This window comes from Vibrio sp. sp1, from assembly GCF_016920955.1.
Taxonomy (GTDB): domain Bacteria; phylum Pseudomonadota; class Gammaproteobacteria; order Enterobacterales; family Vibrionaceae; genus Vibrio; species Vibrio alginolyticus.
This window is the reverse complement of sequence record NZ_CP060589.1, coordinates 2,230,409-2,254,493: the sequence shown is the minus strand read 5'-3', so window position 1 is coordinate 2,254,493 and position 24,085 is coordinate 2,230,409. Positions and strand designations below refer to the sequence as shown.

The following is a 24,085-nucleotide window of genomic DNA, read 5'->3' as shown; positions in this document are numbered from 1 at the left end:
TGAATGACCCGACGCAAACGTTTTCGTCACCCTAATGGCGCGCATTCTACATAATTTGATTTAGGTCATAAAGAGAAATTTACAATTTTTCTCATGCAGTTTTTTCATGATGACAAGCAATGTTTATCATGCCAGCATTGCAATCGCATAACGACAATCTATTGCCTGTCAAATTTGTGCTTTACACCCTGTAAAACAGCAATTACATAGGTTTACCGTAAATTTTACCCTCTAGCTACCGAAAAGATCATCTTTTTACTACTATGCACGCCTTATTTATCACTAATGACTGCAACATTGATGGAAAAACACTCATTAAAAGAAGACTGGATAGCGATTCTCACGGGTACCTTTTTAGTAGCTCAAGGCGTTTTCTTTCTCCAATCCGCGAACCTTCTAACGGGAGGCACGACTGGATTGGCTCTGCTTATTAGCCAATTTACACCTTTTACCTTTGGTGTGCTGTACTTTTTAGCAAACAGTCCTTTTTACTTACTAGCATGGAAACGCTTCGGCCGTCATTTCGCCATTAATAGTGCCATTTCTGGCGCGTTGGTTTCTATCTTTGCCGATCATCTTTATTTGCTAATCTCGCTCGAATCGATAAATGAAGTTTATTGCGCCGTCGCAGGCGGACTTTTAATGGGGCTCGGTATGCTGATCCTATTCCGACATCGCTCCAGCTTGGGTGGCTTTAACGTGCTGTGTTTGTTTATCCAAGACAAATTTGGCATTTCAGTTGGCAAAAGCCAAATGGCAATCGATGCATGTATCCTGTTTGCTTCATTCTTCTTTGTCACACCAGAAGTGATTGGCCTTTCAATTTTGGGGGCGTTTGCACTCAATCTCGTGTTAGCGATGAACCACAAACCGCACCGCTATTCCGTGACCTACGGTTCATAAATTTTTGATAATGATTGAAGCGCGATTTATAAGATTTCGCGCTCCAATCGCTATATAATACTTCGCGATTTCCAAATAGATCGGTACGGTATGCGCGACTTTCTGCAACAAGCTAAACAGACTCACAGTTGTATTGCGATTGGAGAGCTGATCTATAACCCGAAGACACAGACCCTTCATCAAGATGCTATCGCGATTGATCTTGAACCTCGCACCATTGAATTATTAGAACTGCTGTTAACAAGCGTTGGCCACCCACTCTCTGCTGACACCATTATTGAAACCATTTGGCAGAGCAAGTTCATCTCTAAGAATGTGCTCACGAACCGCATTAGCACCTTACGTGCCCTGCTACAGCAGTACTTACCCGAATACGATGCCGCTAAGCTCTTGGTCACTTACCCCCGCAAAGGCTACTTTCTTAACCCTGCCAATATTCGTTTAGTGCCACCAGCGAAAAACCATCGGCGCGTTATCTCAACCCAGGTGGCGAGTAATAAGAACTTCAAGCTGATTTTTGCTTACAGCTTATGTGCCATACTTGCGGTATGTAGCATGACACTCGCAAGCTTGTTATGGCAACGCCAAGAAATCTCAACACAACAAACACGTCATCAACTACTGATTCCCAAAGTCGAGCTACTACTCAACCGTGTCGATTCAATCGGCTCCCAGGCGCGAAAATACCGCATACTGGTCAAAGCCATCTTGCTGCAACAACAGGTCGAATATCCATACACCGACATCGCCAACCAAGATGCTCCCAGTTACTTTCTTGATCCTATCGGTCATACGCCATATTTCCCTGGCGCACGAAACATGCAGACCAGCGACTACGAGCTCAATATCGAGTTAAAAGACGGCACAAAACAGGGCATCTTGAAAGCGCAGATGAACCTTATTTATCCTGCGACGGGCAAGCTGGCGTTTCGCAATGAGTACACACTGCGTTTATCTGCCTTACAATCGGATATTTTCCAAATGCACTCGGATGTCGCGCAATACTTCAATCTGCCTGCACCTTCGGCAAGTTCGTGGCAGCTTTCGAATATTCACAAAAAAATGTTATTCGAGAATGCCTTTTCTAGCCAACCTCTCCGACAATCTGATGAGTTTGCGGCTATAACAACGGCAAGACATCTCGCCTTATACGAGCACGAACATCAAAAGCTGGAAGCGTATTTAACTCAAGTACAATCGTCGTTTGATGTTTTGCCAGATGAGCTGAGCCTCTGGTTAGGTCTATTGCATTTCAAATTAGGTAACTTAGACAGGGCAAAAGCTCTGTTAACGACACCAGATGGCGACTCACGTATCCAAAACGCACTGATTTATACCTTTGTGTCTCACATTGCTTACAAGCAGAACAAACTTGAACAGTTCCGTCTCAACTACATGGAATCACTGGTGGCGCTGCTGCGCGTTTTACCTTCCGAAACCTTGTTTGAGCGTCTTTCTCAATCTGAATCAAAAGAGACTTGCCTCCAACCGTGGAAAACGTTGCATGTTAGTGTGACCGATCAAGAAATCATAAGCCGATGGAAAGCGCTCATTAACGAGTATTGCATTAACGTAGCCAACGAAATAACCCCAAATAAAACAAAGACCTAAATATAAAATTAAGCTTTCATTAACCCCTATTATCTTTTGTTTTTTGCCCTTTTTCTCTCACTGAACTTAGCATGCTCGCATTCAAGCAACGGCCCAACATGAAGCGGCCTTATCAATCAGGAATGTAAACCATGCTAAACAAAATGACGCTTATCGCAGCAGCAACTCTGGCTCTTTACGGCTGTGGCGGAGGTTCGTCTTCTGGCAGTGCGAATCCAAACAAAGTGCCTCAAGAAAGTTTCGACGTCTCGATTCACAACTCAATCTTCGCTCCCACGCCAAGCACACAGCTAAACTACGCATTTAGCTTGGATGGCCAACCAGAAGGCGACATAAAACTGAGCTTCCAAGCGATGGGTCGCGAGCAAATATTGGCAGCATTGGCACAAATCCCAAACAGCGAGGCAATGGTCCAGTTGGTTAATGACTTGGTGAACTACGGCGCCGAACAGTTCTACTATTCAGACGAGCAGTACAACGACGACGAAGAGAGCAATACGCTTTACTTTGCAGGATCAGATGGTGCACTCCATGAAATCACTGACGCTTATTTCATTGGTCATCAGTTTATTGCCATGCTTATGCGCAGCGGTCCGATTTTCCGCCTAAACGGTGACGACGTAAAAGAGAAAAGCCCGAATATTGACATCGGTGAAGAAACTATATCTCTGCAAACCACTCTTACAGGCTACTCAGTTCACAACCTACTAGACCGTTTTGAAGAGCATGAGTGGGTACAAAACCTTCCTATGACAGCATCTTGCCAAGTGGTTTGGCAACAGCAAATCCGAGAGACTGGCGTGCGTAAAGCGTTCTCGATCTCAGGCAAGAAAATTGAAGCGGCATACCTGATGGAAGAAAACATCTACAACCTGAACTGTGATGACATGGACTCAATGGAGTTCGCCACTTCGGCAGAACGTTGGTTTAACCCGAGCTTAGGTCTGATTGAACAAATTGAACTGCTGAAAGTACAACAAGTACAAATCAACGAAGAGAAAGTGCAGCTAACAGCAATTGAAACAAAATAAGCCTGTACTCCACAAGTATCTCGCATCTCAATAAAAAAGGCTTTGGGGAGCACACCAAAGCCTTCATCTCGAACATCAATCTTAGGGGTGATGACACCCGAGTTTATTCTTCTATCAATAAAATACGAGTTTCGTAAGGTCGTAACACTTGATGGTTTGACGCGACTGCGCTCGCTGAGTTTTGATAGTTAGATAGCAAGTTTTTCGCCTTACTCATATCAAAACGTTCTGGCAGAACGCATTCCACCTCTTCAGCGTAGTAGTTATTGATACACAGCAGCGTTTGCTTATCGTTCTGACGAGCGTAAGCGAAAATACGTTTGTGCTCTGGCAGCAGGTCCTCGTAACGGCCATCGGTGATGACTGGAACCTGTTTACGCAGTTCAATCAGACGCTTGTAAAAGTAGAACACCGAGTTCAAATCGGCAACCGCAGCTTCAGCATTGATTTCCGAGTAATTCTGCGCCACTTCAAGCCACGGCGTGCCCTCAGTAAAGCCCGCGTGTTTTGCACTGTTCCATTGCATTGGTGTACGTGAGTTATCACGCGACTTCTGTGCCAAGATCGCCATCATATCGTCATGAGATACACCATCACGGTTGACCATGATGTCGTACATGTTAGTACTTTCAACATCACGATATTGGCTGATTTCGGTATAACCCGGGTTGGTCATGCCGATCTCTTCCCCCTGGTAAACATAAGGTGTGCCTTGCATCATGTGCACTGATGCCGCAAGCATCTTGGCAGATTCAACACGGTATTGCTCGTCGTTACCTAATCGGCTCACAACGCGTGGCTGGTCGTGGTTACACCAGAACAGCGCCCCCCACCCTTTGCCATTTAAGCCCGTTTGCCAATGATTGAAGATCTGTTTTAACTGAATGAAATCAAACGGCGCTTTGGTCCATTTTTCACCATTTGGATAATCGACTTTCAGATGATGGAAGTTGAACACCATGGATAGCTCTTTGCCGTCTAGCGAAGAATATTGCTGGCAGTGCTCTAGTGTGGTGGAAGACATTTCACCCACCGTCACGCTGCCGTATTTTTGAAACACAGATTCGCTAATCTCTTGAAGGTATTCGTGCACGCGTGGGCCGTCGGTGTAGAAGCGGCGACCATCACCAATATCATCACTTGGAAAATCTTGCTGCTTGGAAATCAGGTTGATAACGTCGAGACGGAAACCATCCACTCCTTTTTCTGCCCAGAAGCTGATGACTTCTTTCACTTCTTCACGCACTACTGGGTTTTCCCAGTTTAAGTCCGCTTGCTCTTTAGCAAAAAGGTGCAAATAGTACTGGCCTGTTTTTTCATCCAGCGCCCAAGCGTTGCCACCAAACTTTGATTGCCAGTTGTTTGGTTCAGCACCATCTACCGGATCTTTCCAGATGTAGTAATCACGGTATGGGCTGTTTTTATCACCCAGTGCGGATTGGAACCACTTGTGTTCTGTCGACGTGTGGTTCACTACAATGTCCATGATGATACGAATGCCCAACTGATGCGCTTCTGCTAGCAAAGTATCGAAATCTTCCATAGTGCCGAACTGTGGATTGATCGAGTAGTAATCGGAGATGTCATAACCGTTGTCGATCATTGGCGATTGGTAAACCGGCGTCAGCCAAATCGCATCCACACCAAGATGCTTAAGATAATCCAGCTTAGAAATGATCCCTTTGATGTCGCCCGTGCCTTTACTGCCACTGTCACAAAAGCTTTTTGGGTAAATTTGATAGATGGTTGCGGTTTTCCACCAGCTCTCATCATGCTTGGTCATAGCCATTTCTAACACTCACTTACCAGTAATCGGAAACTTAAAATTTGAAAAGAAAAATAGGAGGAGGCAGCCAAGTCACTGCCTCAAATAGAATTACGCGTTTGCAGGCTCAAGCTCACCTTTGGCTTGTGCACGCTTATAAAGAATTAACGTTAATGCAGCAGGTACCAGCATTGCGACTAACATAGCCAAAGCAAAAATGCCCCAGAACTGCGGTTGGATAGACAAGATGCCCGGCAAACCGCCCACACCGATACCGTTCGCCATTACGCCCGCACTACCACAAATAGCAGCAGCACACGCACTACCGATCATCGCGCTCAGCATTGGGAACTTGTATTTCAAGTTGATGCCGTACATCGCCGGCTCGGTCACACCAAGGTAAGCAGAGATAGCCGCAGGTACTGAGATATCACGCTCGCCATGTTTTTTACTGATGATAATGATGCCGACGACCGCAGACGCTTGAGCAATATTTGAAAGCGCAATCAGAGGCCAAATTGGCGTGCCGCCTAGCTCTTGCATTAATTGAAGGTCAACCGCGTTGGTGGTGTGGTGAATACCAGTAATAACCAATGGCGCGTATAGGAAGCCGAAGATGGTTGAGCCAATCATTGCGAAGTCACCTGTCATGGCTGCTTTTGCTGCGAAAGCAACACCATCACCCAACATACGACCGAATGGGCCAATGATAGAGTGCGCAAGAATCACAGACACGATGATAGAGACAAACGGCACGACCACTAGGTAAAGGTAAGACGGAATGATGCGTTTTAAGTTGGTTTCAATAAACGCCAGAGCCATACCAGCAAGCATTGCTGGAATCACTTGCGCCTGATAGCCCACTTTTTCGATGGCGAATAAGCCAAAATCCCACACTTCGGGTACTTGCTTACCAATCAGGTAGGCGTTCATCAACTGCGGCGAAACCAATGTTACACCAAGCGTGATACCCAGAATCGGAGTACCGCCGAGCTTTTTCACTGTCGACCAACACACGCCAACTGGTAGGAAGAAGAAGATCGCCTCACCAATCAGCCATAAGAAAGAGTGTACAGTTGCCCAAAACTGGCTGATTTCCGTTAGCGTTTGACCATCAAACATCTTGATGTCGCCAATCACGTTACGGAAACCAAGGATCAGACCACCGGTGATGATCGCTGGTAGCAGTGGTACAAAGATTTCTGCAAGGTGGGAAATACCACGCTCAACGATATTCATGTTTTGACGAGCAGCGTTCTTCGCTTCGTCTTTGCTGGCTTCACTTTTACCCGTCAGTCCGATCAGTACCTTGTAAACTTCATCCACTTCAGTACCGATAACCACTTGGAACTGGCCTGCGTTGGTAAAACAGCCCTTCACCATCGGTAATGTTTCTAACTGTTTCGTATCTGCTTTGTCCGTATCATTTAGAACAAAACGCAAGCGAGTTAAACAGTGACTTACACTGGCAATATTGTCCGGCCCCCCGACCAGCTCAATAAGACGCTCCACGTCTTTACGCGCAATCTTACTCATAACTTTGTCCACCCTGTATTGGATACATTCGATTCATCATTTTGTTTTTATAAATGGGAACATTCCCATTTCTTAATTTTAATATTGCCATTCGAAGACAAAAAACAAAATGGGAACAGTCCCATTAATTGAGAATGATCACAGTATAATTTTAGAGCAGATCGTTTTAGTGTGGATTAACAAACGATAGGCTGTTGAGTAAAGTGAACCACTTCCTCATCGCCATTTAATTGATTGATCAGCATGTTAGCGGACTTCTCACCTGCAAGGGTATAACCTGGGTCGACACTAAATACTTTAGGGAAAAGGAAAGAGAGCAATTCATTACCTCCAACACCTGTCACAACCACGTCTTCACGTCCTAACTCTTGAAGACGCTTAATCACGCCCAACGCGATGGTGTCACTGGCGCACACGATGGCCTGAGTGTCAGATTGAAGGACTTTGTCTACCAACTGATAAGCACTTTCATGGCTCAACTTACCCGTCTGGAAACAAGGTGTAATTTGTTTGCGTTGACACCAAGCTTTATAAGCATTTAGACGAGCTAAGCCAGTGGTTTTGTCTTCAGGGTCAACACCAATATAAGCAATGCGAGATAAAGATTGCTGCTCAAGGTGAGACAAAGCCATGTCTATCACACCTTGGTTATCGTAGTTGATCGAGGAAACCATTTGCGTGTCCATCGCGATCACGACGATACGATTCCCCCACTCCGCCAATGCTCGCTCATCACATCCAGTAAAGCCAAACACGATCACCCCATCGACGTTGCGACGTTTAAGCACATCCAAATGTTCATTGGTTTTATCGCGATCGAATTGGCTCTCCATGATCACCGCATCATAACCAGCGGAATACAAAGCATTGAGCATTGTACCAACGGCGCGATTTTCTGATGGTGAATCTAAACGGGAGATGATAACCCCAATAACTTTTTGGCTGCCGCCACGCATTGATTGCGCAGATTTGGACGGCACATAACCAGATTCACGAATGATTTGCTCAACCTTCTCTCGCGTTTGGGGTTTCACTTTTGGATCGTTAGTAAGCACACGGCTTACTGTCGATTTGCCCACGCCTGCCAATTTTGCGATATCAAGAATGGTGAGTTTTTTGCTCATAAGTGTTCAGATTAAAAGAAGGAATCAAACAAAAGGGAAGCAGTGGCTTCCCTTATCTCAGTCAGTAATGAAGATTACTTGTTTAAGTACGCTGGCACATCTGCAATGCTATCTAATACTACCGTTGCAATGGCTTCGCCCTGTTCCGTTACTGGCTTACCAGTGCGAACCAAAATCTTAGTGCCAACGCCTGCCGCTTCTGCTGCCATCATGTCTTCAGCTTTATCGCCGATCATCACAGATTTCTCCATGTCGATCTTCAAGAAGTCACGCGCAGAAATGAACATGCCTGGTTTTGGCTTACGGCACTCACAATCTTGCTTGTACTCGCCAATGCCATGTTCTGGATGATGTGGACAGTAATAGATACCATCGAACTCAACACCATTATCAGCAAAGTTCCAATCCATCCATTGAGTCAGAGACAAGAAACGGTCTTCACTGAATTTACCGCGTGCGATGCCCGATTGATTCGTCACTAACACTAGAAGGTAGCCTTTATCTTTTAGCGCTTTCGTCGCTTCAAATACACCATCAATGTACTCAAAATCATGTTCGTCATGAACGTAGCCGTGGTCAACGTTTATCACGCCATCACGATCGATAAAAACAGCAGGTTTTGCCAAAACGTATTTCTCTATTAACTCGGTTTAATCAGATTATTACATACCTTATAAACTTCAACACTATCTAATTCATTCTAGGCCTCGACAAAACGGTTGATTTGTTGGGCAAGAATCGGTAAATCTGAGGGTGCCCCGCCGTCTACCTCCCGCTTGTTATCTATACATCTTCGTTTCAAAACAGAACATCCATACATTTAGACGTCTAGACGTAAAAATATCTATTGACTTCATTCTGCTTAACCCATAGCATCAACTGAAAATTGAGATAAAGCTCAACATTAAGTTCTGTCAAAGGCCGTTTTTGACAGCGAAGTTCCCCGTATCTTTGGGCAGGTTGAAACATGATAGAAATAAAAAACGTCAATAAAGTGTTCTACCAAGGCAGTAAGGAAATCCTTGCCCTGAAAGACATTAACCTACACATCGACAAAGGCACCATCTTTGGTGTTATCGGTTCATCAGGTGCTGGTAAAAGTACGCTGATCCGCTGTGTCAACATGTTAGAAGCGCCGACCTCTGGTTCCATCATCGTTGATGGTGTGGATCTAACCAAACTCAGCAAAAAACAACTAGTCGAAACACGCCGTAACATTGGCATGATCTTCCAGCACTTTAACCTGCTTTCGTCTCGTACTGTGTTTGATAATGTAGCACTGCCACTAGAACTGGCAGGTAAAGACAAATCGCAAATCACAGCAAAAGTAACTGAGTTGCTAAAGCTTGTAGGCTTAGCCGACAAACACGAGAGCTACCCATCTAACTTAAGTGGCGGACAAAAACAGCGTGTGGCAATTGCTCGTGCATTGGCATCCGATCCTAGCGTGCTGCTTTGTGATGAGGCCACTAGTGCACTAGATCCAGCAACAACTCAATCTATCCTTGAGTTATTGAAAGAGATCAACCGCAAACTCAACATCACGATTTTACTTATCACTCACGAAATGGAAGTCGTAAAAAGCATCTGTCACGAAGTAGCAATCATCGGTGGTGGTGAGCTGGTGGAAAAAGGCACCGTTGGCGATATTTTTGCGCACCCTAAGACAGAGCTGGCACACCAATTCATTCGCTCAACGCTGGATCTTTCCATTCCTGAAGATTACCAAGCTCGTCTGCAAGCAGAGCGTGTTGATGGCAGCTACCCGTTGGTTCGCTTAGAGTTTACTGGCGCAACCGTCGATGCACCGTTAATGTCGCAAATTTCTCGTAAATACAATATTGATGTGAGTATTTTGAGTTCCGACCTTGATTACGCTGGTGGCGTGAAATTCGGCATGATGGTCGCAGAGCTATTTGGTAACGAAGAAGATGACAACGCAGCTCTTGAATACCTGCGTAAGCACAACGTAAAAGTAGAGGTACTTGGTTATGTCCTTTAATACGATTTCTGAATGGCTGAGTTTAAACAGCAAACTACTTTTAGGTGCAACGTGGGAAACGCTTTACATGGTTGCGGTTGCCGGATTAGTCGGCTTTGCTGTGGGTATTCCATTAGGCGTAATCCTCCATATTACTAAGAAAGGCGGCCTACTTGAAAACACCAAACTAAATAGCGGCTTAGGCGCTATCGTTAACATTGGTCGTTCTGTGCCATTCCTCGTACTGATGGTTGCGATTATTCCAGTGACAAAAATGCTGGTTGGAACCTTTATCGGTACAACCGCAGCAATCGTCCCACTGACTATTGGCGCCATTCCTTTTGTCGCTCGTCTTATTGAAGGTGCTTTATTAGAAGTACCGACAGGCTTGGTGGAAGCAGCGCAGTCAATGGGGGCGACACCAACACAGATCATCACAAAAGTTCTACTACCTGAAGCAATGCCGACTATTGTTAACTCAGTAACGATTACCTTGGTCACTCTCGTTAGCTACTCTGCTATGGCGGGTACGGTAGGCGGCGGCGGCCTAGGTGACGTAGCCATTCGTTACGGTTTCCACCGCTACGATGTAACTATCATGGCCGTGACTGTCGTGATGTTGATTGTTCTAGTACAGATTATTCAGTCTATCGGCGACGCAGTGGTGCGCCGTGTAGACCACAGATAAGCATCAAAAATACAAATTATAAGGAGATAAAGATGAAATTTAGCCTTAAAGGTCTTTTGACTGTAGCAACGGCCGCCTCTGCTCTTGCTCTAGCGGGTTGCGGCGACAAAGAAGTAGACGTAAACAAAGTAAAAGTTGGCGTTATTGCTGGTGCTGAAGCACAAGTAGCCGAAGTTGCCGCTAAAGTAGCAAAAGAGAAATACAACCTAGACGTTGAGCTAGTAACATTTACCGATTACGTAACACCAAACGCCGCTCTGGATGATGGTTCAGTAGACGCGAATGCGTTCCAGCACAAACCATACCTAGACCAACAAGTGAAAGACCGCGGCTACAAACTGGCTATCGCGGGTAACTCATTCGTTTACCCTATTGCTGGTTACTCAAAGCAAGTAAAATCAATTGATGAAATTCAAGATGGCGCACGCATCGCAGTACCAAACGACCCAACTAACCTAGGTCGCTCACTACTGCTTCTTGAGCAACAAGGTTTGATTACGCTACGTGATGGCGTTGGTCTACTCGCTACAGTACGTGACATCGTAGGCAACCCTAAAAATATCGAAATCATTGAACTAGAAGCCCCACAGCTTCCACGTTCACTGGATGACGTAACGCTATCTATCATCAACACCACTTACGCAAGCTCTATCGACCTATCGCCAGAGCGTGACGGCGTGTTCGTTGAAGATAAAGACTCACCATACGTAAACCTAATTGTCGCTCGCGAAGAAAATGTTAATGCGCAAAACGTACAAAACTTCGTAAAAGCTTACCAAACGGAAGAAGTTTACGAAGCGGCAAAAGAGCTGTTCAAAGGTGGTGTTGTGAAAGGTTGGTAATCCCACTTTTCAAAACATGACCGAAAACAACGTTCCAAACGTAAACGTTCTAAACCTAAAAGGGCTGATGTAAAAACATCAGCCCTTTTTATTTCTCTATCTAACCATTTAAGTAGCTTCAATTCGCTACTTAAGGTGGTCCCAAGAGATATTCGACACGATTCGGCAGTCATCACACTTAAAATGAAATATGTCATGTAGTGGCTCATCGAGTAGCCACTCGCCATCGCATTTTGGACACTTGCGCGCTTTCTCGCTCTCCAGCGACTGACCACCGACACGATACTGGTAATAGTACGTAGGGATCTTCGTGATGTATTCGATACGGCCACGTAAGTCCCAACCTCGGCGAAACAGCACACTATCCACATCGCAAATTTCGTGCAGCGCCGCATGTTCCGCTCGGCAGCCCCCTGCCATTTGGATTTCATCACACGCTTGCCACTCAGTCTGCCACTTAATGACGGCTTTATGGTCTCCATTAAGTGTTGGCTCATTACGATACAAAGGAATTGGCAACAGGGTTTCACCACTTCGCAAAGGCGAACACGTATGAACATAAGTCGTGTACAACACTTGCCAGCTAGGTGTCTCTTCTTCGGCTGCTTGTTCTGAATTCAAATCACGCCCCAGCATACGCATTTTCGGTGCAAGCAAAGACGCATCCGACAAACGGTTCATGCACACTTTGACGAAATCTGAGTGATAACGTGGATGCAAGCTGTCTTGTTCTGGGCAAACAACACGAACGAAAAATTCACCTTCTCCCATCACTATTGGGAATTCACGACCTAATACTTGGCCGTTGTAACGTAGTGCATCCATCAAGCCATTAATGGCTTTGTCTACCGCGCTGACGGTGGTGTTATCAAAACACTCAAACTGCAACTCAACAACATACATACTTAGACGGCAGCCTCTAACTTATTCAAGAACTCAACCAATGAATCTGCCAATACATCACGTTTAGAGGTGCCCAAACGCTCTAGAATCACATTGCCAGTGAGGTTACAAATAGAAATCACATCCATTTCCTCATCTGTCGCTGCGATAAATACTGTTGGTTTAAGTTTCAAGCGGCGCTGCGTCACCAAATGACCAAGAATATTTTCTTGTAGACGCACGAAATCGTCATCGCTCCAGACTTGCAGCAGCGTCAACGAATTACCTTGCCAAGTTGCCTCCATATCGGCGCAGTATTGAGAACCATAAAAGGCTTTAACATCATCTTGCAGTGACAACTCAATCGCATTTTCCACATTGCTGAAATCGGCCATTTCATCACGTGCGACCGCTTTCCAAAGCACCTTTCCATCACGCTTCTCTTCGACACAAGGAGAAACAAGCTCTGCAAGCTCTTCACTGCTTGGCAACTCATTGTGCTTAGCTTGCCAAGCTTGTTGGTAGCGCAGGCTGAACTCTTGTAGCGCCTGAGTAACGTTTTGGGTCATGAAGGTCTCCTCATTCCTTATTTATCAGATAGCCGTTCTTGCCGGATGGCAATTGACCAGCGGATTCAGTAAAATTCTCGCCATTCTAATCGAAAACGACCACAAAGTATGAGCAAATATTCTGACGCTAAAGAGCTTGCTGGCTTAACACTAGGTAAAACGACCGAGTATGCGAACCAGTATGACCCAAGCTTGCTGCAACCAGTCCCTCGCAGCCTGAACCGAGATGACCTCCAGTTAGGCGATACTCTGCCTTTCATGGGGCACGACATTTGGACGCTGTACGAACTGTCTTGGTTAAATAGTAAAGGTTTACCACAAGTGGCCGTTGGCGAAGTATACATTCCAGCCACCAGCGCAAACTTGATTGAATCGAAGTCTTTCAAACTGTACTTAAACAGCTATAACCAAACCCGCTTTGCAAGCTGGGAAGAAGTGACTGAGCGTTTAACACAAGACCTTTCTGAATGCGCAGGTGAAAAGGTGCTGGTTGAGGTGAATCCAGTGACCCACTATACCAATCAACCTATCGTGACAATGGACGGTGAATGTGTAGATGACCAAGACATTGACATCACCAGTTACGATTTTGATGCCGATTTGCTTGAAGGTGCGGCAGGTAAAATACAAGTTGAAGAGGTGCTACATAGCCACCTATTGAAATCAAACTGTTTGATCACTAACCAACCCGACTGGGGCAGTGTAGAAATTCGCTACCAAGGCGCAAAAATAGATCGTGAGAAGCTGTTACGTTACTTAGTGTCTTTCCGCGAGCACAATGAGTTCCACGAACAGTGTGTAGAGCGTATTTTTACGGATCTAATGAAATACTGCCAACCAAGCAAACTGACCGTATTTGCCCGCTATACGCGCCGTGGAGGCTTGGATATCAACCCTTACCGCTCAACGGAACAAGATAAGCCAGCTCACAATCACCGTATGGCTCGTCAGTAAGCGCATAGGCAACAGAAATAAGTTCGGCAATCTAAAGGGTTGCCGGACGTTTTTATTGTCCAAGCATGTTACTATATCAAATGGCTTCAACCCGTATTTAAACGGCTAATTGAGGCTTTTCACCGTTATCGCCATATCTAAAAACAGTTCGAGGGAACGAAAGGATGTTTTGGGACAGTTCGCGTCTATTCAAGTTGATTGGCTTTCTTTGCTTGCTGTTTGTACAGCCACTTCATGCTACCATTTTATCGTCCGCGTTACTCAACGAAGCACAACAATTGGCGGAAATAGAGCCATCACAAGCAAAACAAGCGGCAACCAACTATTTGTCACAGCGTGAACTAACAGAACGCAAAGAAAGTGACAGCCCTTCAGCCATGTCTCGCGACGAAACAGATCGTAGCGTTCGCACACCAAGCAGCACCATCGAAGCGCACAAGATTATCGCTCAGGCAGATTACGCCATGGGTAATGTTCGTTCGGCTATCGAGCACCTAAATAAAGCGGAACGCTTAGCGCAAGAATATCAATTGCCGTACATGGACTTAGATCTCCAGCTGATGCGCAACCAAATGATTTGGATGTACGACGAAAACTACTCAAAAGCGGAAGACACGCTTAACCAAATTGAACAACAGCTCGATGAAGCCGATGCCGTATTACAACGCACCGACAGCGTTCGCTACCGACTAGTGATGCAAAGAGCACTCCTCGCTTCACATAGTGGCGATATCATTAAAGCGGAAAACTTGTACTCTGAAGCAAAGACCATGCTTGACGATAGCCGCTCTGAGTTAGCCTTGATCGACTACTACACTGCCGTCGGCGAGTTTTACCTCAATAGCAAGAAGTACAATTTGGCTTTGTCAGAACTGCTATACGGTTATTGGCAATCTATTGAAAGTAACAGTGGTGCAAGATTAGCAAAAGTGAATCGCCTTTTGGCTAGGCTCTTCCAGGAGCGACGAGTGTACGACAAAGCGATCGAATACTTATCCCAAGCCGCAGATTTTTATGACTCCTACCCTAGCTCTCCGATCCTAGCGGACGTCCTAGAGCAAATGGGCGACATCTACTTTTATCAGGGTAAGTTTAACCTTGCGTTAGTGCATTACTTCAACGTGCTTGACCATGAAAGTACCAGTAAGAACATCAATAGAATCATTAAAATTCGCTTAAGCTTGGCGGCTACCTACCTACAACTCTATAACTACGCGCTAGCAGAGCAGTACTTAGACCGCTCTAAAGAGCTTTTAGAATACACCAATATTCCTAAGCTTGAAGCAAAGGCTGCCCTGCTTCAGTCAGGTCTGGCTTATCATCAAAATGACAGTAAAGACGTCATTACTAATGCAAAGCTGGCGTTAGCGCTTGCTGAAAAGTCACCTGAAAATAACAACTTCATTAAGCAGCAGTCATACCGTTTACTTGGGTTGGGTTACGAGCAGGCAGGCGAATACAAACTTTCTCTGCAAGCTTATAAAAAATACACCAACCTCGTTCGTCTAGAACAAAAGCAGCTTAACCAAATCAGTGAGGATGCGTTCCGTCAGCAAAAAGAATTTGCCGAACAAACCATCCATTACATCGGTCAATCAGAACGCTTAGAGCAAGTGGAAAGAGAGCATCGTAAATTCCAGAAAATCTCATTTGCATTGTTTATTACTGTCTTGGTCATGTTTTTGTTCATTATGCGCCGTGGTGTCATTATGCAGCGCCAAGCAAGTGAAATCGAAAAACTGCGTAACGACCTCTTCACCCACTCTCGCTCTCGTTTACGTAACTTGCGTATGCTGAATGTTAAGCTTTCTCGCTCATTGAAAAAGTCGAGCGAAACTTTCGAGCAATGGCAAATGGGTGAATTGATCCACGAACCACTTAATGATCGCCTACGCTTTGTTATGATCGATTTGCCATTCTTACGAAGCATGTACGTCCATAACGGCTATAAGGCAGGTCTAGAACTAGAACGGGCATTTGGCGACTTCCTTGCGGAAAAAATAGAAAAACCGTCGCGTCTTTACCATTTCTCAGATGCGAACTTACTCTACATAGAACCGAACGCTGACCGTGATGCTTCTGCCGAAGTCATGTTCGAAAAATTCCAGACTTGGGTGGATGAGTTCGCACAGCAGCACAACGTCAATCGTATTATTCGTATGGGCATCAGTGATTATCCGTTCTTACCCCGAGCCTACACTGCAATTAACGATGAGGAATTACTCGATCTGTTGTTGCTTGCGACTCACATCGCACGAGAAGTCAGCTTGAAGGATAAGCAAAGCCACTGGGTGTTCTTAAAAGCCATCGATAATGCGCCTGCTGCTAGCTTTGCAACAGGTAACATAAGAACTGCCTGTCAACATGCCATTAGCCAAGGCCTGATCAAGATCCATTCGTCCTACAAGAATGAGGACGACATCAAGAAAATATTAAAAAATGGATAATTAAACGCCTGTTGAACGTAATAACTAATGACGCTATAAAGTTTTTTGTTATTATCAGATAATTGTCAGTAGTACATGGACTTAACCGTAGTCACTTCATGGGAATCTTGGAATCCGATATTCAGTCGCAGCTGCATCAGCTGAGTTGTCAACTTGACCAACTCAGACTGACTCATCGTGATACTTCACTCAAATTCAAACGTGAACAACAAGTTCTTAAACGCGTTGTGGCATCATTGTCTTCAGCTTGCCAGGGTTCGAATACTCAGGTATCCAACTACCTATTTGAAATCCAACAAGAGCTGCAACATCAAAAAGATATCAGCACTCTTATCCCGCGTTTAGCGGTATTAGAGAGGATGCTCAAACAGCAGTCGAAGACGATGGATAAACAGAACGGTTACCTTAACGAACAAATCAAGCACAGTGGTGAAACACTGCAACGTGTCACGGGCTTACCTGCGCAGTTAAAACGTGAACTACGGAACCTGATGAGTTTCTCTGAAGTTCACGCCAGCAATAAAGCTGATCAAGCCACTAAGCTACTGAGTATTTACGAACGCGCTCTGAAAATCATCACGTCTAATTCACGTCTACATCTTAGTGAATTTGAAAACAATCCCGACAGATCTCAGCTTGAGTGCTTAGCCAGCGACCTCCAACATACTATTACAGAGCTGGATTTCGAGGGAGAATCAGGCGATAGATTGCTGGATATTCGCGCTAAGTTGCTCCTTGGCGTGAGTGCCGAGTCTCTCATTGAGCTTACGCTCTCAACGCTGAAATTGGTTGTCGAAGCAACAAAGTTCGAGCGCGAGGCGTCTAGCCAATTCCTTGATCAGCTGAACACTTCTCTCGCAAGTAACCTAAAAACCGTTCATCAGAACGTCGACCAGCATCATACCTACTTTGAACACCGCCAAGAGCTCAACACAGAAATGAACAGCTTGGTTGAATTAAGCCAAAAGTCACTTAATCAAGCTCAAGATATCGCGGTTGTGAAAAAAGAAATCACGCCTCTTCTCGAAAAAATGGCGTCGCTGACAGAGCGACTGAAAATGACGGAAGAGCGAGAGCAAGCGCTGCAAGAACGGTTAAGTTACAGTAAGAACCAACTCGAAGCGGTATTTGAAACTACGCAAGATTATCGTCGACGCTTAGATGACCAAGCTCAGCGTATGTTGCTCGACCCGCTGACTAAAGTTTATAACCGCACTGCATTTAACGATCGACTAGAGCTAGAGTATCGCCGTTGGATTCGCTCTCAGCAAAACCTTCGTGTTGTGCTGTTTGATGTAGACAATTTCAAAGCGGTGAATGATAGCTATGGTTATACGGCTGGCGATAAAGCGCTGAAGATTATCGCTCGTACTATTAACAAGCGCGTATCAGAAACGGAAACAGTGGCTCGCTTTGGTGGCGAGGAGTTCATTCTACTCGTCCCGGAACAATCTGAAGAATACACACTGGATCTGATTAAGCATATCCAGCGTGATATTAGCCAATTACCCTTTAAGTTCCGTGAGCAAAATATCATGATTACCTTAGCTGCTGTATCGACGTCTTTCAAAGAGTCCGATACGCCAGAGTATGTGCTCGATCGTCTTGGCAAGATGCTTGCGGACGCTAAAAAACGTGGAACAAACCAGCTTAACTGGAGCTAAGATTCGTACAAAAAGCGAGCAAACAAACCAAGTTTGGTGCAATCTGCGCTTTATAACCACCCATTTTCAACGAGTTATCACATTTCTTCCCTTTTAGTCTGCTAAGCTGTAAAAACCCAAGTCACTTCAAGATGATGTATTTATAAAAGGCAAATGTATCATCTTGAGGTTGCTTGGGAGTTGATAACCATAAAACCAAATCGGCCAACTACCTTTCATCAAACCATACGTATAACACCAAAAAGGTAAGTTGGTACTTTCCCTCAAATTAATGCAACACAAGGAGGCGTTATGATTACCCATATAAGCCCCGCTGGTAGCATGGACTTGCTATCTCAACTAGAAGTAGAGCGCTTAAAGAACACAGCCTCGAGTGAACTTTATCAGCTGTACCGTAATTGCACATTAGCGGTGTTGAACTCCGGTAGCCATACCGATAACTCGAAAGAACTGCTCGATAAATACCAATCGTTTGATGTCAACGTCGTGCGTCGTGAGCGTGGTATTAAGCTTGAGCTGACTAATCCGCCAGAGCACGCTTTTGTTGACGGCGAAATAATTAAAGGTATCCAAGAGCATCTGTTCTCCGTATTGCGTGATATCGTTTACGTAAACATGCATTTGGCAGACGCCCAACGGCTCAACCTTACTAACCCAATTCACATTACGAACCTCGTGTTCGGCATTCTTCGTAATGCCAGAGCATTAACTCCAGGTATCGCACCGAATCTTGTCGTATGTTGGGGTGGTCACTCTATCAATGGAGTGGAGTATCAGTACACACGTGAAGTGGGTAACGAACTGGGCCTGCGTGAACTTAACATCTGTACAGGTTGCGGCCCTGGCGCAATGGAAGGGCCGATGAAAGGTGCAGCAATTGGGCACGCAAAGCAACGTTATACTCAGCAACGTTATCTTGGTTTAACCGAACCCTCGATTATTGCGGCCGAGCCACCAAACCCAATAGTAAATGAACTGGTCATCATGCCCGACATCGAAAAGCGCTTGGAAGCTTTCGTCCGTATGGCTCATGGTATCGTTATTTTCCCAGGAGGCCCGGGCACAGCGGAAGAGCTACTGTACATTCTTGGCATCATGATGCACCCGGATAACGCCGATCAACCAATGCCTATCGTATTAACAGGACCAAAAGAGAGTGAAGAGTACTTCCGCTCTATTGATGAGTTCATTCGCGACACACTTGGTGAGGAAGGGCAAAAGCACTACGAGATCATCATTGACGACCCGGCAGAAGTCGCTCGTATTATGAAACGCTCCATGGACTCGGTACGCCTTCACCGAAAAGAGAAAGGCGATGCGTACAGCTTTAACTGGTCATTGAAAATTGAGCCAAACTTCCAACTGCCATTCGAGCCTACTCATGAGTCGATGGAACAATTGGATTTAAGCCTAGATCAAGAACCGCAAGTTTTAGCGGCCAACTTGCGTCAAGCCTTCTCTGGCATAGTGGCAGGTAACGTAAAGGCTGAAGGCATTCGAGAAATAGAACGTAGAGGGCCTTTCACCATTCATGGCGACGCAGTCCTCATGAAAAAACTCGATAAGTTGCTAAAAGACTTTGTCGAACAGCACCGAATGAAATTACCTGGCGGTTCAGACTACGAACCGTGTTATCGAATCGCTCACCCGGAAATTGGTGGTCGATAGTCAGGCTAGCATTCGTTACACTAGGGGCATTACGCCCCTTTTTTATTGCTAAGTCATTATGTCTATTCATCTTGTTATCATTGATGCCCTAAACCTGATCCGCCGAGTGCACTCAGCACAACCAGATCCAACCGACATAGCAAGAACCATAACCACAACGCAAAGAACCCTCACTCGCATTCTGTCAGAGGCCAACCCGACACACATCATCGCAGTTTTTGATCACCACGAACAAGATAGAGGTTGGCGCGCTGAAATTCTCCCTGACTATAAGCAAAACCGAAAACCAATGCCTCTGCCACTACTGCAAGGGTTAGATGCGATTCAACAAGCGTGGTGGGAGCAAGGTATTGATTCATTGCTGTCTGAAGGCGATGAAGCAGATGATTTGGTTGCTACACTCGCAACGAAAGTGGCCAGCCATGGTGAAAAAGTCACCATCGTTTCGACTGACAAAGGTTACTGCCAGCTACTTTCCCCTACCCTACAAATCCGTGATTATTTCCAACATCGTTGGTTAGATGAACCATTTATCGAAAAAGAGTTCGGCGTAAAACCAAGTCAACTAGCGGATTACTGGGGATTGACAGGGATAAGCTCTAGCCAGGTTCCGGGCGTACCTGGAATTGGCCCGAAAGCAGCGAAAGAGATTCTCACTCAGTTTGAGAGTATTGAAGCTGCCTACGCTAGTGAAGATCTCGTACCGAAATACCGTAAAAAATTGGATGAGCACATTGAGTCTGCTCGTTTATGTAAACGCGTCGCCGCTTTAAAGTGCGATATAGAACTAGGCTTTAACTTGCAAGATATTCGCTTTTTAGGGCCAAACAAAGCGGAGTAGTGCCCGATGGTAGTTTCACACCATGAAACCCTCAGATATTAAAAAAGCGCCATTTGAAGGCGCTTTTTCTATTCTAATCACTATCCCTAAAAGACTCAGGGAATAAAGTTAGTAAGGTGAAATATTCGACAGACATTGGATATGAATCGTGATCTCTTCACGATCATGATACAAATGTTTAGCTTGTAGCTTGAACTTTACCTTATTATCAATGAGGAACTGCTTCAGATTTTCAAGGTCTTGCAGCACTTCGTCATAACGCCCTTTCATTGGCAGCTTAAGGTTAAAGATGGCCTCTTTTGCCCAACCTTTTAACAGCCACTGTCCCATCAGGTGAGCAACACGAGCTGGCTTTTCCACCATGTCACAAACAATCCATGTTACGTTCTTGCGGTCTGGTTCGAACTTAAAGCCATCCACCATATGGTGTTTGATCTGGCCAGTTTCCATCAAACTGTCTGCCATCATGCCGTTATCAACGCAGTGAACGAACATTGAGCGCTTCACTAATTGGTACGTCCAACCGCCTGGACATGCACCTAAATCCACACCCCACATACCTGGTGCCAAACGCTCATCCCACTCTTCACGTGGAATAAAGACATGAAATGCTTCTTCCAGTTTAAGTGTTGAACGACTTGGAGCGTCTGCTGGGAATTTAAGGCGAGGGATACCCATGAAGAACTGTGAGTTGTTGTCAGTGTAAGAGTAACCAACGTAACAGTGGCCAGGCTCAACAAAGCAAATGTGCAGTACTGGTTTTTTCGCGTTATCTTTGTTCAGCATTAAGCCTTTGCCGCGCAACGCTTGACGCATTGGGACGGTAAACTTACGGCAGAATTTCAGTAGCTCTTTCGCTTCATTTGTATCTGGCGTTTCAATTCTCAAATCACCACAACGAGGGAATGCTTCAATGTCTGCTAGTTCATTCAAAATTGGACTAATGCGGTCATCACTTGGCAACGATTGAAACTCAGCTGCTACCGCAAACATTTGTCGAGCAAAAATTAAAGACTTAAAGTCTAAACCTCTCGCAAGTTTGTCGGCATCTCCATCTTGGTAACACTCGAAGACAACATAACCTGAGTTTCTCTTCACACGAGGGAAGCCATACACTTCCAACTGTGTCGCTTTGTCCTGAATTTCACCAGCACACTCTTTCTCAAAGCCAGAACGGCAATAGAGCATTAGTTGTTTCACTTGGAGACCTCTTTGATATTGAACGCAGCAAAAAAGAACAGACACCAACCAATCATGAACAGTAATCCTCCCACAGGAGTAATTGGCCCAAACCACTTAATGCCCGTCAGCGCCAGCGCGTAAAGACTGCCGCTAAAACAAAAGATGCCGATAATAAAGCAAATCGCCGCAATGAAAAAATATTTTTGTGCTTTTTGTCCCAAATGGAGCAGAAGCAGAATGGCACAAAACACAATCGCCAACGTGTGAATAAATTGATACAGAACTCCGGTCTCAAATACACCGAGCAAATAAGGGGCCAGTGTCGCTTTTAGCCCATGAGCAGCAAATGCTCCAAGAGCGACCGAAATCAGCCCAGACAGAGCAGAGAATGAGAGTAACCACTTACTTTTCACTGTACACCTCTTTTATAAACGCCGCTAACTGCTCTATCGCGAGTGCAATGTTACCCACTTCAGTATGACCTGAGATCTTGCGCGGTTTGAAGCTGTGGTCACCATCAGGTAAAAAGCTCACCGTTACTTGTGACGAAAGGACGAAATCATCGAATTCCTCACGCTTACCAAAGGTGTCTCGTTCCCCTTGCAGAATCAGCGTAGGTTTCTCAATGGTTGCTAAGTGCTCGCCTTTGTATTTCTCTGGCTTTCCTGGCGGGTGAAATGGAAACCCTAAACAGGCAATGCCCGCCACCAGCTCATTTTCAGCCAACAAGCTCGACATACGACCGCCCATTGACTTACCACCAATAACCACGGGAGAAGAAGTAAAGTGAGCGATCACTTCGCTGTATGCTTCGAGCAACTTTGGCGCGCGATCGGGCGGACGCTTTTTGCCATCTTCCGAACGTTTCACCATGTAAGGGAAATTAAAACGCACTACACGAATACCTTGCTCCACTAATCCTTTGGCGACAGCTGTCATGAAGTCATGCTCCATCCCCGCACCTGCGCCGTGAGCAAAAATAAACAGCGGTCCGTTTTCAGACCCCTCAGCTATCCAGTGATTCATCCAATACTTCCTCTTGTTCTTTTCTCGCGGTTGCTAACATCCAGTCTCTAAACGTTGCGATTCGGCCCATATCTGCCTGCTGTTCATGACACACCACATAGAATGCATTCTTAGATATCAACACCTCGTCGAATGGTGCAATGAGTCGTCCGGCTTCCATTTCAGGTTTGGCGAGTACGTTGTTACCGAGCGCGACCCCCTGACCGTGCGCAGCAGCCTGTAGCACCATCGTTGAGTGACTAAAAATAGGACCGTGGTTTACGTTGATGCCTTCAATGTTGTAATGACGAGCAAACTGCTTCCAGTCTTTACGCGAAGTATCGTGTAACAAAGTATGTAATTTGAGGTCACTTAAAGATTCTAATGGTTTGTTACCCAAAAGTAATGAAGGTGAACAAAGTGGGATCAAAAACTCTTGGTACAATTTATCTGCTCGCAAACCTGGCCAGTTCCCACGGCCATAGTAGATCGCCACATCAACATCATCAGTCAGTGAGCCTTCATCCATATCTACGGCTTTAATACGTACATCGATATCGGGCTCTTGAGCATTAAAATCGGCCAAACGAGGTACAAGCCATTGGATAGCAAAACTCGGCGGTAGGCTAATCGTCAATGCCCCTTTTTCGCTACGTTCCAACACCTTATCTGTCGCTTCCGCAATCGAGGTGAAAATATCTTTGATATCGAGAAAGTAACTTTGGCCTTCTTCTGTTAACAACAAAGAACGATTACGTCGACGGAAGAGCTTCAATGATAAGAACTCTTCAAGCGCTTTAATCTGGTGACTGACCGCGGCTTGAGTAACAAATAACTCTTCTGCTGCTCGTGTAAAACTGAGATGACGAGCAGCCGCTTCGAAGACTCGAAGCGAATTTAATGGAGGCAATCTGCGAGACATATGGGACCTCTAATAGGATTAGTTTTTTTAATCTGAAACATTATAAAATGTCCGTTGTCGAACAGCCAGATAAATTCTATATTTCACCCCGCAACACGGGCCTGAACGGCTTGATTTCTTTGGAAATCAATTGGCTTCGTTGTTGCGATGTTGTGTTTGCAAACTCGTATTTCGAGTTAGGTAGATTTCTACCATAATGTTTTGTCCACACTCCCTGTGACAAAACATATACTTCCTGTATTTATTTTTGACCTGTCTGTCAAATTTGTTACACCGCCTAAATTAGGCGGTGTTTTTTTATCTATCAAAAATCTCATCCGCATATCTGGCAGCAATATCACTTTATTACTCTTCTTTCGGATTAATTATCGTTATATCAACACAAAGTGTATGGCTTTGCGATGAGCCTCAACATTATGCTAAGTAATGGTTGTCTGTAACGCGATCAAAAACAAAAAAGGCGCAAATTG

Annotated in this window: 21 protein-coding genes; 11 read left to right on the top strand and 10 right to left on the bottom strand. The window is 45.2% G+C overall.

What is annotated here, in order from left to right:
- The first annotated feature begins 300 nt into the window (after positions 1–300).
- From H9L11_RS10550 to H9L11_RS10540, 3 genes are all read left to right on the top strand, one after another.
- Complete coding sequence (locus H9L11_RS10550; RefSeq protein WP_205390747.1) at positions 301–903, top strand: YitT family protein; 603 nt, start codon at positions 301–303, stop codon at positions 901–903.
- A 90-nt stretch (positions 904–993) separates the two neighbouring features.
- Complete coding sequence (locus H9L11_RS10545; RefSeq protein ID WP_033905860.1) at positions 994–2,514, top strand: winged helix-turn-helix domain-containing protein; 1,521 nt, start codon at positions 994–996, stop codon at positions 2,512–2,514.
- Between the two features lie 131 nt (positions 2,515–2,645).
- Positions 2,646–3,545 (top strand): hypothetical protein, encoded by a 900-nt coding sequence (locus H9L11_RS10540; RefSeq protein ID WP_033905857.1) that lies wholly within the window; start codon positions 2,646–2,648, stop codon positions 3,543–3,545.
- Between the two features lie 103 nt (positions 3,546–3,648).
- Here H9L11_RS10540 and treC read toward each other — a convergent pair whose 3' ends face one another.
- The 4 genes from treC to gmhB all read right to left on the bottom strand — a co-directional run bounded on the left by treC (position 3,649) and on the right by gmhB (position 8,596).
- Positions 3,649–5,334, bottom strand: a complete 1,686-nt coding sequence (treC, locus tag H9L11_RS10535; RefSeq protein ID WP_033905856.1) for an alpha,alpha-phosphotrehalase — start codon at positions 5,332–5,334, stop codon at positions 3,649–3,651.
- An 87-nt stretch (positions 5,335–5,421) separates the two neighbouring features.
- Complete coding sequence (gene treB / locus H9L11_RS10530; RefSeq protein ID WP_005383602.1) at positions 5,422–6,846, bottom strand: PTS trehalose transporter subunit IIBC; 1,425 nt, start codon at positions 6,844–6,846, stop codon at positions 5,422–5,424.
- 176 nt (positions 6,847–7,022) lie between these two features.
- Positions 7,023–7,970, bottom strand: a complete 948-nt coding sequence (gene treR, locus H9L11_RS10525) for a trehalose operon repressor TreR (RefSeq protein ID WP_130545262.1) — start codon at positions 7,968–7,970, stop codon at positions 7,023–7,025.
- 74 nt (positions 7,971–8,044) lie between these two features.
- Positions 8,045–8,596, bottom strand: a complete 552-nt coding sequence (gene gmhB / locus H9L11_RS10520) for a D-glycero-beta-D-manno-heptose 1,7-bisphosphate 7-phosphatase (RefSeq protein ID WP_005381961.1) — start codon at positions 8,594–8,596, stop codon at positions 8,045–8,047.
- Positions 8,597–8,937: 341 nt separating this feature from the next.
- Here gmhB and metN point away from each other — a divergent pair, with 341 nt between their 5' ends.
- Genes metN through H9L11_RS10505 form a run of 3 tightly spaced genes read left to right on the top strand, consistent with a single transcriptional unit; the run spans position 8,938 to position 11,481 of the window.
- Positions 8,938–9,972, top strand: a complete 1,035-nt coding sequence (gene metN, locus H9L11_RS10515; protein ID WP_053306522.1) for a methionine ABC transporter ATP-binding protein MetN — start codon at positions 8,938–8,940, stop codon at positions 9,970–9,972.
- Positions 9,962–10,639 (top strand): methionine ABC transporter permease, encoded by a 678-nt coding sequence (locus H9L11_RS10510; protein ID WP_005383604.1) that lies wholly within the window; start codon positions 9,962–9,964, stop codon positions 10,637–10,639. Before metN ends, H9L11_RS10510 begins: the two co-directional genes overlap by 11 nt.
- Positions 10,640–10,671: 32 nt before the next feature.
- Positions 10,672–11,481 carry a MetQ/NlpA family lipoprotein gene (locus H9L11_RS10505; protein ID WP_005381966.1) on the top strand — a complete coding sequence of 270 codons (810 nt, stop codon included), beginning with the start codon at positions 10,672–10,674 and terminating at the stop codon, positions 11,479–11,481.
- A 126-nt stretch (positions 11,482–11,607) separates the two neighbouring features.
- On the opposite strand, the gene H9L11_RS10500 is transcribed toward H9L11_RS10505, so the two are convergent.
- Both H9L11_RS10500 and syd read right to left on the bottom strand, forming a co-directional pair.
- Positions 11,608–12,384 carry a Zn-ribbon-containing protein gene (locus tag H9L11_RS10500; RefSeq protein ID WP_005383605.1) on the bottom strand — a complete coding sequence of 259 codons (777 nt, stop codon included), beginning with the start codon at positions 12,382–12,384 and terminating at the stop codon, positions 11,608–11,610.
- A gap of 2 nt (positions 12,385–12,386) precedes the next feature.
- The gene (gene syd / locus H9L11_RS10495; protein WP_205390746.1) at positions 12,387–12,932 is read right to left on the bottom strand and encodes a SecY-interacting protein; all 546 of its coding nucleotides are present in this window, start codon (positions 12,930–12,932) and stop codon (positions 12,387–12,389) included.
- A gap of 108 nt (positions 12,933–13,040) precedes the next feature.
- Between syd and queF the strand changes: the two genes are divergently transcribed.
- The 5 genes from queF (at position 13,041) to xni (ending at position 20,506) form a co-directional block, all read left to right on the top strand.
- The gene (queF, locus tag H9L11_RS10490) at positions 13,041–13,886 is read left to right on the top strand and encodes an NADPH-dependent 7-cyano-7-deazaguanine reductase QueF (protein ID WP_053306524.1); all 846 of its coding nucleotides are present in this window, start codon (positions 13,041–13,043) and stop codon (positions 13,884–13,886) included.
- Between the two features lie 164 nt (positions 13,887–14,050).
- Positions 14,051–16,333: a hypothetical protein gene (locus H9L11_RS10485; protein WP_017635678.1), complete on the top strand. Its 2,283-nt coding sequence runs from the start codon at positions 14,051–14,053 to the stop codon at positions 16,331–16,333.
- A 98-nt stretch (positions 16,334–16,431) separates the two neighbouring features.
- Complete coding sequence (locus tag H9L11_RS10480; protein WP_033905849.1) at positions 16,432–17,997, top strand: GGDEF domain-containing protein; 1,566 nt, start codon at positions 16,432–16,434, stop codon at positions 17,995–17,997.
- 291 nt (positions 17,998–18,288) lie between these two features.
- The gene (gene ppnN, locus H9L11_RS10475) at positions 18,289–19,665 is read left to right on the top strand and encodes a nucleotide 5'-monophosphate nucleosidase PpnN (protein ID WP_005383611.1); all 1,377 of its coding nucleotides are present in this window, start codon (positions 18,289–18,291) and stop codon (positions 19,663–19,665) included.
- A 58-nt stretch (positions 19,666–19,723) separates the two neighbouring features.
- Positions 19,724–20,506, top strand: coding sequence for a flap endonuclease Xni (gene xni / locus H9L11_RS10470; RefSeq protein ID WP_005381982.1), 783 nt, complete (start codon positions 19,724–19,726; stop codon positions 20,504–20,506).
- A 108-nt stretch (positions 20,507–20,614) separates the two neighbouring features.
- Here the strand turns inward: xni and rlmM are convergent, their stop codons facing one another.
- The 4 genes from rlmM to H9L11_RS10450 are packed head-to-tail and all read right to left on the bottom strand — an operon-like array spanning position 20,615 to position 23,615.
- A complete protein-coding gene (gene rlmM / locus H9L11_RS10465; RefSeq protein ID WP_017820611.1) occupies positions 20,615–21,706 on the bottom strand; it encodes a 23S rRNA (cytidine(2498)-2'-O)-methyltransferase RlmM in 1,092 nt (363 codons plus the stop codon).
- On the bottom strand, positions 21,703–22,101 hold the full coding sequence (locus H9L11_RS10460; RefSeq protein WP_033905848.1) for a DUF423 domain-containing protein: 399 nt from the start codon (positions 22,099–22,101) through the stop codon (positions 21,703–21,705). Before H9L11_RS10460 ends, rlmM begins: the two co-directional genes overlap by 4 nt.
- A complete protein-coding gene (locus H9L11_RS10455) occupies positions 22,091–22,714 on the bottom strand; it encodes an alpha/beta fold hydrolase (protein WP_033905847.1) in 624 nt (207 codons plus the stop codon). The genes H9L11_RS10460 and H9L11_RS10455 overlap by 11 nt, the downstream gene beginning before the upstream one ends.
- Positions 22,695–23,615, bottom strand: coding sequence for a transcriptional regulator GcvA (locus H9L11_RS10450; protein ID WP_005383616.1), 921 nt, complete (start codon positions 23,613–23,615; stop codon positions 22,695–22,697). Before H9L11_RS10450 ends, H9L11_RS10455 begins: the two co-directional genes overlap by 20 nt.
- Positions 23,616–24,085 lie beyond the last annotated feature (470 nt).